The sequence below is a fragment of the Amycolatopsis sp. NPDC114484 genome (genome assembly GCF_055633755.1).
The window spans coordinates 321,931-332,061 of record NZ_JBVKDQ010000009.1 but is presented as its reverse complement, the minus strand read 5'-3'; the positions used below and the strand labels follow the sequence as shown (position 1 = coordinate 332,061).

11 protein-coding genes are annotated in these 10,131 nt (G+C 68.1%); 7 read left to right on the top strand and 4 right to left on the bottom strand.

What is annotated here, in order from left to right; genetic code table 11:
- The first annotated feature begins 150 nt into the window (after positions 1-150).
- Positions 151-489, top strand: coding sequence for a cupin domain-containing protein (locus ACZ7SW_RS23860; RefSeq protein WP_470232605.1), 339 nt, complete (start codon positions 151-153; stop codon positions 487-489).
- Between the two features lie 62 nt (positions 490-551).
- On the opposite strand, the gene ACZ7SW_RS23855 is transcribed toward ACZ7SW_RS23860, so the two are convergent.
- The 3 genes from ACZ7SW_RS23855 to ACZ7SW_RS23845 all read right to left on the bottom strand — a co-directional run bounded on the left by ACZ7SW_RS23855 (position 552) and on the right by ACZ7SW_RS23845 (position 3,887).
- The gene (locus tag ACZ7SW_RS23855; RefSeq protein WP_470232604.1) at positions 552-1,073 is read right to left on the bottom strand and encodes a DUF6319 family protein; all 522 of its coding nucleotides are present in this window, start codon (positions 1,071-1,073) and stop codon (positions 552-554) included.
- Positions 1,074-1,210: 137 nt separating this feature from the next.
- Positions 1,211-3,190: an acetate--CoA ligase gene (acs, locus tag ACZ7SW_RS23850; protein ID WP_470232603.1), complete on the bottom strand. Its 1,980-nt coding sequence runs from the start codon at positions 3,188-3,190 to the stop codon at positions 1,211-1,213.
- A 118-nt stretch (positions 3,191-3,308) separates the two neighbouring features.
- A complete protein-coding gene (locus ACZ7SW_RS23845; protein WP_470232602.1) occupies positions 3,309-3,887 on the bottom strand; it encodes a GNAT family N-acetyltransferase in 579 nt (192 codons plus the stop codon).
- Between the two features lie 114 nt (positions 3,888-4,001).
- Here ACZ7SW_RS23845 and ACZ7SW_RS23840 point away from each other — a divergent pair, with 114 nt between their 5' ends.
- The 6 genes from ACZ7SW_RS23840 to ACZ7SW_RS23815 all read left to right on the top strand — a co-directional run bounded on the left by ACZ7SW_RS23840 (position 4,002) and on the right by ACZ7SW_RS23815 (position 9,499).
- Positions 4,002-4,499, top strand: coding sequence for a phosphoribosyltransferase (locus ACZ7SW_RS23840; protein WP_470232601.1), 498 nt, complete (start codon positions 4,002-4,004; stop codon positions 4,497-4,499).
- Entirely contained in the window at positions 4,496-5,218 is a 723-nt protein-coding gene (locus ACZ7SW_RS23835) for a Fic family protein (RefSeq protein WP_470232600.1), read from the top strand. Before ACZ7SW_RS23840 ends, ACZ7SW_RS23835 begins: the two co-directional genes overlap by 4 nt.
- 29 nt (positions 5,219-5,247) lie before the next feature.
- A complete protein-coding gene (locus ACZ7SW_RS23830; RefSeq protein WP_470232599.1) occupies positions 5,248-5,475 on the top strand; it encodes a hypothetical protein in 228 nt (75 codons plus the stop codon).
- Positions 5,476-5,591: 116 nt separating this feature from the next.
- The gene (locus tag ACZ7SW_RS23825; RefSeq protein WP_470232598.1) at positions 5,592-6,341 is read left to right on the top strand and encodes a 3-hydroxybutyrate dehydrogenase; all 750 of its coding nucleotides are present in this window, start codon (positions 5,592-5,594) and stop codon (positions 6,339-6,341) included.
- Positions 6,342-6,374: 33 nt separating this feature from the next.
- On the top strand, positions 6,375-7,682 hold the full coding sequence (locus ACZ7SW_RS23820) for an MFS transporter (RefSeq protein WP_470232597.1): 1,308 nt from the start codon (positions 6,375-6,377) through the stop codon (positions 7,680-7,682).
- Entirely contained in the window at positions 7,679-9,499 is a 1,821-nt protein-coding gene (locus ACZ7SW_RS23815) for a helix-turn-helix domain-containing protein (RefSeq protein ID WP_470232596.1), read from the top strand. The genes ACZ7SW_RS23820 and ACZ7SW_RS23815 overlap by 4 nt, the downstream gene beginning before the upstream one ends.
- On the opposite strand, the gene ACZ7SW_RS23810 is transcribed toward ACZ7SW_RS23815, so the two are convergent.
- Positions 9,484-10,053 carry a TetR/AcrR family transcriptional regulator gene (locus tag ACZ7SW_RS23810; protein ID WP_470232595.1) on the bottom strand — a complete coding sequence of 190 codons (570 nt, stop codon included), beginning with the start codon at positions 10,051-10,053 and terminating at the stop codon, positions 9,484-9,486. The two genes, ACZ7SW_RS23815 and ACZ7SW_RS23810, sit on opposite strands and share 16 nt — an antisense overlap.
- Positions 10,054-10,131 lie beyond the last annotated feature (78 nt).

Below are 10,131 nucleotides of genomic sequence, written 5' to 3'. Positions count from 1 at the left end.
CTACGAACGCAAACCCAGCCACTACCTCGCCTTCCTCGCCCTCGGCGCCGCCATCACCTGCTACAAGAAACTCACCAAATGAGACATGCTCTAAGAAAGGCAATCCTCAATGAATTGTGCCTTGCCTGACCAGGCGAATAGGCTGCCGGGATGGAGCAGGAGTGGCGGACGTTGTCCATGGTGGAGGGACAGCCGTTGCGCGGCGGCACCGGGCTGATCCGGGAACGGGCGCGCGCGGAACACGGTCTGGCGTACGAAATCTGTTATCCGGCAGGCGTCGCGTCGGCCGAGCACAGCCACGACCACGACAGCATCGTGCACGTGCTGGAAGGGCGGCTGCGCGGCACGGTCGACGGGGTGTGGGCCGAACTCGGGCCGGGCGACGTCGTGGTGCATCCGCGCGGCGTGCGGCACCACGTCGAAGCGCTGACGGACAGCCGGTGGATCGAGTTCAAAGCCCCGTTGCCAGGACGGCCACCTGTGGGCTGAAACGACGAACGCCCGGGTCCGGCGCCACAGTGGACGCCGGACCCGGGCGAACCGGGTCTAGCTCAGTTGTCGAGTTCGGCCAGCGCCGCCTTCGCGGCTTCGAGCTCGGCCTCCAGCTGCGCGACCTTCGCGGCCTGCGCCTCGCGGGCGGCGTTGATGACCTCGTCGATCGGACCGGACAGCTCTTCGTGCAGCTCCTTGGCCGCACGCGAAACCGCCGCGGCCGGGACTGCCAGGCCCTTCGCGACCCACTTGGCGCCGTTCTTCAGCTCGGCCTGCCACTCGCCGTCCGCCGTGCCGGTGACGGTCAGCGTCAGCTCCACGGTGCGGGTCTTCTTCGCCGTCGACGCCGCGGCCTTCGGGCGGCCGCGCTTCGGCTTCGGCGAGTCGACGGCCGAGGTCTCCTCAGCGGACTCCGAAGCCGCCGGCTTCGAGGCGTCCGCCGGAGCGGAGTCCGAAGCCGCCGGAGCGGCAGCGGGCTCGGCGACTTCCGGGGCCTCCGGGGTGCCGGCGGCCTGCGGCGATGACGCCGCTGCCGTCTCGGCCGCAGTGTCCTCGTCGTGCGTCAAGGCTTCCACGGACATTCGTGTCGTCTCCTTGCCCGGATCTGGGTTGGGTACGCGGGCATCTTAGAACATGCGTTCGATGCCCGCACTTTCAGGGGATCAATGCAGGAAGGGACCCTCCCAGCCGGGAGGGTCCCTTCCTGACGGTGAAGAACTTACTCCTCCTTGCCGGAGTTGAGTCCGGAGGAGATGAGGGCCATGACCGACGAGTCGGCGAGCGTGGTGACGTCGCCGATCTGCCGGTTCTCCGCGACGTCGCGCAGCAGCCGGCGCATGATCTTGCCGGAGCGGGTCTTCGGCAGCTCGGCCACGACCATGATCTGCCGCGGCTTCGCGATCGGCCCGATCTCCTTGGCGACGTGGTTGCGCAGCTCCTGCACCGCGTCGTCCCCGCCGTCCACCGCGTTGCCGCGCAGGATCACGAACGCGACGATGCCCTGTCCCGTCGTCGGGTCGGTCGCGCCGACGACCGCGGCCTCGGCGACCGTCGGGTGCGACACGAGCGCGGACTCGACCTCGGTGGTGGAGATCCGGTGCCCGGACACGTTCATCACGTCGTCCACGCGGCCGAGCAGCCAGATGTCGCCGTCGCCGTCGTACTTCGCGCCGTCGCCGGCGAAGTAGTAGCCCTGCTCGGAGAAGCGGGACCAGTAGGTGTCGCGGAAGCGCTCGTCGTCGCCCCACACGCCGCGCAGCATCGACGGCCACGGCTTGTCCAGCACCAGGTATCCGCCGCCGCCGTGCGGGACCTCGGTGCCGGTGTCGTCCACGACCTTCGCCGAGATGCCCGGCAGCGCGCGCTGCGCCGAACCCGGTTTGGCGGAGGTGACGCCGGGCAGCGGCGAGATCATGATCGCGCCGGTTTCGGTCTGCCACCACGTGTCCACGACCGGCGTCTTGTTCGCGCCGATCTTTTCGCGGTACCAGATCCAGGCCTCGGGGTTGATCGGCTCGCCCACGCTTCCCAGCACCCGCAGCGAGGACAGGTCGTACTTCGCCGGGATGTCCTCGCCCCACTTCATGAAGGTGCGGATCAGCGTCGGCGCGGTGTAGTAGATCGAGACCTTGTACTTCTGGATGATTTCCCAGTGCCGGCCCTCGTGCGGCGTGTTCGGCGTGCCCTCGTAGACGACCTGGGTCACGCGGTTCGCCAGCGGCCCGTACACGATGTAGGAGTGCCCGGTGATCCAGCCGATGTCGGCGGTGCACCAATAGACGTCTTCGCCCGGCTTGTGGTCGAACACCGCGTTGTGCGTGTACGCGGTCTGGGTCAGGTAGCCGCCGGAGGTGTGCAGAATGCCCTTCGGCTTACCCGTGGTGCCCGAGGTGTACAGGATGAACAGCGGGTGCTCGGAATCGAACGCTTCCGGCTGGTGCTCAGTGGACTGTCCGTCGACCAGTTCGTGCCACCACAGGTCGCGGCCCTCGGTCCACGGCGTCTCGCCCTCGAGGTCGCTGCCGGTGCGCTTGACGACGATGACCTTCTGCACGGTTTCCGCGCCCTGCAAGGCTTCGTCGACGTTCGCCTTCATCGGCGCGGCCTTGCCGCGGCGGTACTGCCCGTCCGAAGTGATCACGATCTTCGCCGCCGCGTCGTCCACCCGCGCGCGCAGCGCCGTCGGCGAGAAACCGCCGAACACCACGCTGTGCAGGGCGCCGATCCGCGCGCACGCCAGCATCGCGAAAATCGCCTCGGGCACCATCTGCAGCTGGATCGCCACGACGTCCCCGGCCACGACGCCCAGCGAGGACAGCGCGTTCGCGGCCTTCGAGACCTCGTCCTTCAGCTGCGCGTAGGTGATGTCGCGCGTGTCGCCCGGCTCGCCGACCCAGTGGATCGCGACCTGGTCCCCGTGACCGGACTCGACGTGCCGGTCCACACAGTTGTAGGCGACGTTCAGTTTCCCGCCCACGAACCACTTCGCGAACGGCGCATTGGTCCAGTCCAATACCTGAGACCACTTGGTGTCCCACGACAGCCGCTCCGCCTGCCCGGCCCAGAACTGCTCCCGGTCAGCGTCCGCCGTCGCGTACAGCTCGGCCTTCGCGTTCGCCTGACCAGCGAACTCTTCGCTGGGGGGAAACGTGCGGCTCTCCGTGAGCAGGTTGTCCAACGCTGGGGACTGCTCGGTCATGGTGCAAAGCCTCCTGTAGTGCGAACCCGCGGCTCAGGGAACGCTAGCGACGTTAGTCCGCCTACGACAAGGTTGCAGCCACGTTGCGCGCACAGCTCCAAGCGAAATGCGGCGAGGCTCAGCCGAGGCGGGCGAGCAGCCGGGCACGGGCGCCCGGCCACTCGGCGTCCGTCATCGAGTAGAGCACCGTGTCGCGGGTCGTGCCGTCCGGACGGATCCGGTGCGCCCGCAACACCCCTTCGCGCAACGCGCCGAGCCGTTCGATGGCGCGTTGCGAACGGAGGTTGCGGTTGTCGGTTTCCCACGCGACGCGCTGCGCTCCCCAGTCCTCGAAGGCGTTGCGCAGCAGAAGGAATTTGGACTCGGTGTTGAGCGCGGTGCGCTGGAAATCCGTGCCGATCCAGGTGTGCCCGATCGAGAGGATCCGGTGTTTCGCTACTACCTGGTAATAGGAAGTGGTGCCCGCGACGCGGCCGGACGCGACGTCGATCTGCGCCCACGGGCGGCGGTCCGGATCGGCGAGCGCGTTCTTCACCATCGTCTCGGCTTCGCCGAGGTCGGCGGGCTGGCGGACGCTCAGCCAGGCCCAGATGCCCGGGTCGGCTCCCGCCTCGAACAGGCCGGGCGCGTGGTCGGGCGTGAGGGGTTCGAGCCGTACGTGGCGGCCGGACAGAATGGGGTGCTCGCTCCAGGTCACGGGCTCACGCTACGACGGCAAGTGGCAGTGTCGAAGTGCCATTTCCCGATCATTTCGGCAGTCCACTTTACGGCCGCTTATGCTCCCTGGACCACCCGGCGAAAGAGAGCGCGCATGACCGAGGAGCGAGAAAACCTCACCTGGGAGTTGTTCGGTTCGGCGAGCCGGGAACTGGCTCAGGAGGTGGCCGCGGACGGCTTCGTCCCCGACCTCATCCTCTCCATCGCACGCGGCGGGCTGTTCGTCGCCGGCGCGCTCGGATACGCGCTCGACGTGAAGAACCTGCACGTGATGAACGTCGAGTTCTACACCGGTGTCGACCAGCGGCTCGACCTGCCGGTCATGCTGCCGCCGGTGCCGAACGTGGTGGATCTCACACACAAGAAGGTGCTGGTCGCCGACGATGTCGCGGACACCGGGGCGACGCTCAAGCTGGTCCGCGATTTCTGCGCCGACCACGTCGCGGACGTGCGGTGTGCGGTGGTTTACGAGAAGCCCGCTTCGACGGTGAAATGCGAGTACGTGTGGAAGCGGACCGACCGGTGGATCAACTTCCCGTGGTCGGTGCTGCCTCCGGTGGTCGAGCGCGCGGGGCAGGTGCTGGACGCATGAGTGACCCGCTGAAGCCGTTGCTGGAGCTGGACGGCGTTGCCGCGGCGGCCAAAGCCGCGCAGGATGCCGTCTTCGCCGTGCACCGGTTGCCCGCGAACCTGCGTGGCGGGGCGGAGACCGCGGCTGAGGCTTCGGTGCGTGCCGCGCGGGCGTCGGCGGGGATCGACGGGGCCAATCCCGAGCTGCCGGAAGACGGTTCGGTGACTGATCCGCTGCTCGCCGGATCGTTGCGGGTGGCGGAAAAACTGGAGTCCTTGCTGCCGACCTGGCGGCGGGCTCCGTTGCAGACGTTGGCCCGGCTGCATTTGCTGGCCGCGTCCGATGTGGTGTCCGATCCGGATCAGCTCGGCCGTCCGCAGCGCGGCGGCGAGCGGCTGGAGTTGCTGGCTCAGCTCGTCACCGGGGCGACTTCCGTGCCCGGACCGGTGCTGACCGCGGTCGTGCACGGCGAGCTGCTGGCGTTGGCCCCGTTCGGTTCGGCGGACGGGGTGGTCGCCCGGGCGGCGGCGCGGCTGTCGATGGTCGCGACCGGGCTTGACCCGAAGGCGTTGACCGTGCCGGAGGTGGCCTATTTCCGGCGCGTCCCGCGGTATGTCGAACTGGCGCAGGGGTTCGCCGAAGGAACGCCGGACGGCGTGCGCGAGTGGCTGCTCTTCTGTTGCGAGGCTTTCGAAACCGGCGCGAACGAGGCGCGGAGCATCTCCTCGGCCGCTGGCTGATCCGGACCGGGTCGTGCGATGCTGAGGGCATGATCAAGCCCGCGGGCCGCGACCTCTGCCGTCGGCGACATGCCGAAACCGGGGCGGAATGCTGCCTGCCGGACACCCATTACCCGCGGCCGCATTGCGACGTCTCGGGGACCACCTGGCACGACGGCCTGTGCCCGGACTGCCACGGCGGTGGCGACGTGTTCGGCGCGGTGTGTCCCACCTGCAACGGCCACGGGTTCGAGCTGATCGTGATGGACGAGGACTGAGTTTCCCCGCTGGCGATACTTTTCCCGACAGCGTGGGCTGACCACATAGAGCCTTGGTGTTCTGTGGTGGATTGAGCCATGGTCGCCCTGGTCGGAGCGACTTACTGTTTCCGGCCATGACCAGTGACAGTTCCCTCGCCGGGCGCACCGCGCTGGTGACCGGCGGCGGCAGCGGCATCGGGCTGGCCTGCGTGCGGGCGTTCGGTGCGGCCGGGGCGAAGGTGCACGTGGTGGACATCGCCGGGGCGGAGGCGGCGGCTGCCGAGGTCGGCGGGCAGGCGCACGTGGTGGACCTGACCGATCCGGTGGCACTGGCGACCCTGCCCTCGGACGTCGATGTGCTCGTCAACAACGCGGGCGTACAGCACGTCGCGCCATTGCCGGAATTCCCGCCGGAGCGGTTCACTTTCATTCAGTCGTTGATGGTGACCGCGCCGTTTTTGCTGATCCGCCAGTGCCTGCCCGCGATGTACGCGCGTGGCTGGGGACGGATCGTGAACATGTCCAGCGTGCACGGCGTGCGGGCGAGTCCGTACAAAGCCGCTTACGTCACGGCGAAACACGCGCTCGAGGGACTGTCCAAAGTGGTCGCTCTCGAAGCCGCCGAACACGGCGTGACCAGCAATTGCGTGAATCCTGGCTATGTCCGCACCCCGCTCGTCACCGGGCAAATCGAAGCGCAAGCGGCCGAGCACGGGGTGCCGCCGGAAGAAGTGCTCGAACAGGTTTTGCTGCGCCGGGCCGCGATCAAGCGGTTGATCGAACCCGAGGACGTCGCCGATCTCGTGGGGTGGCTGTGCGGCGAGTCCGCCGGGCATATCACCGGTGCGTCGCTTCCCGTTGACGGCGGCTGGACCGCTGGCTGAATCCCCTTTCCCCACAACGGAGTGGAGTCCACTATGGACAAAAAGCTGTTGCGCGTCGTCGGAGCCGGGCTGATCGGAACCACCATCGAGTGGTACGACTTCTTCCTCTACACCTCGGCCGCCGCGCTGGTCTTCAACAAGCTGTTCTTCCCGACCGCCGACCCGCTCACCGGCACCTTGCTGGCATTGCTCACCTACGCGGTCGGGTTCCTCGCCCGGCCGATCGGCGGGCTCGTGTTCGGACACTTCGGCGACCGGATCGGACGCAAGAAGCTGCTGGTCGTGAGCCTGCTGATGATGGGCGGCTCGACGTTCGCGATGGGGCTGCTGCCCACCTACAGCGCGGTCGGCGTGCTCGCGCCGGTTCTGCTGACGCTCCTGCGGCTGATCCAGGGCTTCGCTCTCGGCGGCGAGTGGGGCGGCGCGGTGCTGCTGGTTTCCGAGCACGGCGACGATCGGCGGCGCGGGTTCTGGGCGTCCTGGCCGCAGACTGGCGTCCCGGCGGGGAACTTGCTGGCCACGGCGGTGCTCACGATCCTGGCGTCAGCGCAGTCGGACGCGACTTTCCAGGCCTGGGGCTGGCGGGTCCCGTTCCTGCTGTCCGGCGTGCTGGTCGTGCTTGGCCTGTGGATCCGGCTGGCGGTTTCGGAATCCCCGGTGTTCATCGCGGCGAAGGCGGCCGCGGACGAGCGTGAGCAGGCACCGATCGTCGACGTGTTCCGCGGGCATTTCCGTGCGCTGGCAGTGACGTTTGGTGCGCGTATCGCGGAAAACGTGTCCTACTACGTGATTACCGCGTTCATTCTCGTGTACGTGACGACCGGGCTCGGGCTGCCGAAGGCGACTGGTCTCACCGCGGTGCTGATCGCGTCGGCCGTCCACTTCGTGACGATTCCCTTGTGGGGTTTGCTGTCCGACAAGATCGGCCGGAAGCCGGTGTACCTGTTCGGAGTGGTCGGGATGGCTGCGTGGTCGTTCGGCTTCTTCTGGCTGCTTGACCTTCGTACGACTGGTTCGGTGATCGGTGCGGCGGTTGTGGGGCTCGTCGTGCACGGTGCGATGTATGGGCCGCAGGCGGCGTTCTTCGCGGAACAATTCCCGACGCGGGTTCGCTACACCGGGCTTTCGGTCGGCGGTCAGCTTTCGTCCATCGCGGCCGGGGCGGTCGCGCCATTGATCGCGGTGGCGCTGTTCGAGGCGTATCACTCCACGGTGCCGATCTCGCTCTACGTGGTCGCGATGTGCCTGTTGTCGCTGGTCGCGCTGCTCTGTGCCCGCGAGACGCGCGGCGCGTCGCTGCATGAGACGGCGGCCGAGCGACAGGCTTCAATGACAGCATGACGGGTGTGGACCCCACTGCCGACGCGTATCGCCGGCTGCTCGAACTGCTCGCCGCCGGAGCGAGCAGTGAGCAGCTGGCGCACGTCGCTGCCCGGGGGCTGTCCGCGGAGCAGTCCGCCGCGATCGGTTCGGCGACCGAGCTGGCGTTGCGGATCCGTGAGACGCTCAGCGAGCACCGGCGCCGGGAAGCCGAGCTGACCGCGTTGTTCGACACCGCGAGCGACCTCGCCCGGCTGCGCGACCCGGACGCGGTGCTGCGGTCGATCGTCCGGCGCGCGCGGACCCTGCTGGGCGTCGACGTTTCGTACCTCAGCCTCAACGACGAGGCGAACGGCGAGACCTACATCCGCGTTACGGACGGGTCGGTTTCCGCACTGTTCCAACAGATTGTCCTTGGAATGGGTGAGGGTCTCGGCGGACTCGTAGCGCAGACCGCGCGGCCATACGCGACCGCGGACTACTTCGAGGACGAGCGGTTCCGGCACACGAACCCGATCGACGCGGGCGTCCGGGAGGAGGGTTTGAAGGCGATTCTTGGCGTGCCGTTGGCGATCGGCGGCAAGGTCTTGGGGGTGCTGTACGCGTCCGATCGGTCGTCGCGGGCGTTCTCGACGGCTGAAGTCGCGCTCCTTTCGTCGCTGGCCGCGCATGCTGCGATCGCGTTGGACACCGCGCATTTGCTGGAAGAGACGCGGTCGGCGGCGGCGGAGCTGAACGCGGCCAACGCGACGATGCGGCGGGCCGACGATGCGCACGACCGGTTGATGGACCTCGTGCTTGGCGGTGCCGATTTGCCCGCAGTGGCAGCGGAAGTGGCCGGAGTGTTACGTGGTTCGATCGCCGTGCACGACGAAGAAGGCGGGCTGCTGGCCGGTACCGCGGTGGCTTTCGACGCTGCCGCAGTGGCTTCGTCGCACGCCAACGGTCGCGCTGTGTCTACAAAGGACGCCTGGGTATGCGCGGTGCGGGCGGGCCGTGAGTTGCTCGGGAGCCTGACGCTTTCCGGGCGTCCAGAGCTGGCCGGGGACGATCGTCGGCTCTTTGAGCGGGCTGCGGTCGTCACGGCGTTGTTGTTGCTGCTGCGTCGTTCCGTGGCGCAAGCCGAGGACCAGGTGCGCGGCGAGTTGCTGACTGACCTGCTCACCGCGCCGACCCGTAACCCGGGTGCGCTGGTCGCTCGCGCACGTCGGTTGGGTGTCGATTTGTCGGCCCCGCACGCGGTTTTGGTCGCGCACGCCTCCGGAATTTCGCGGCGTGGGCTTGCCGCTGCGTGCGCGAGGTACGGCGATTTGGTCGGTGTCCACGCGGAGCAAGTCGTCGCGCTCGCACCGGATCAGCCTGCGGCGGCGCGGATCGCGGCTGAGTTGAAGTCTGTTGTGGACTGTCCGGTGACCGTCGGCGCGGCCGGTCCGGCGAGCGGGCCGGAAGCGTTGGCGCAGGCGTACACTGAAGCTGTTCGATGCGTTAATACGCTGCTAGCACTTGGCCGCGAAGGCGACGGCGCGGCGATGGCCGATCTCGGGTTTCTCGGCGTCCTGCTCGGCAGGCATTCCGACCTGTCCGGTTACGTCCGGGCGACGCTCGGCCCGGTCCTCGACTACGACGCCCGCCGCGGCACCGACCTCATCGGCACGCTGCGCGCGTACTACGCGGCAGGCGGGAATTTGGCGCGGGCAAAGGAAACCCTGCACGTCCACGTCAATACAGTCGCGCAGCGGATGGAGCGCCTGGCCGCGTTGCTGGGCGAGGACTGGCGCGAACCCGAACGGTCCCTGGAGATCCAGCTCGCGCTGCGCGTGCATCAGCTCGGCGGCTGACGGACTCCGGCGAGGATCAGGTCGAGCATCCGGTCCAGTTGCTCCGGGCCGCCCGGCAGTGTCCGCATGCTGCACGCGCCGACCACCGTTACGACAACGTCTTGCGCGCGAACGTCCTCCCGAAGCGTGCCGTCCTCCACGCCCGCTTCCATGATCAGCTGGACAGCCTCGGTCAGCTCCGCGCGGACCTGCGTCATGTCGACCGTGCCTGCCTCGATGATCGCGCGCAGCGTGTCGGCCATGTCGTGCTTCGTGCTCGCGTACTCGGCGAAGCGGTCCATCCACCGACGCAGCGCGCGAAGCGGCTTCTCGGTCTCGAGCAGTTTCGGCGCGCTCGCGACGACCTGTGCCAGCTCGTCCCGGTACAGCGCTTCGACGAGCGCTTCGCGGGTAGGGAAGTGGCGGTAGAGCGTGCCGATGCCGACACCCGCTTCGCGCGCGACGTGCTCCAACGTGACGGGCTCGTCGCCTTCGCCGAACGCCTTGCGGGCAGCAGTCAGGAGGCGGAGACGGTTGCGTTCAGCGTCCGCGCGCGGTTTCTTCGGGCTCGACAAAGCGGAGGGTCCTCCGTTTCTGCTACGGTGGAAATACGGAGGCGCCTCCGCATCAACTTCCACTATGCCACGGCAGGA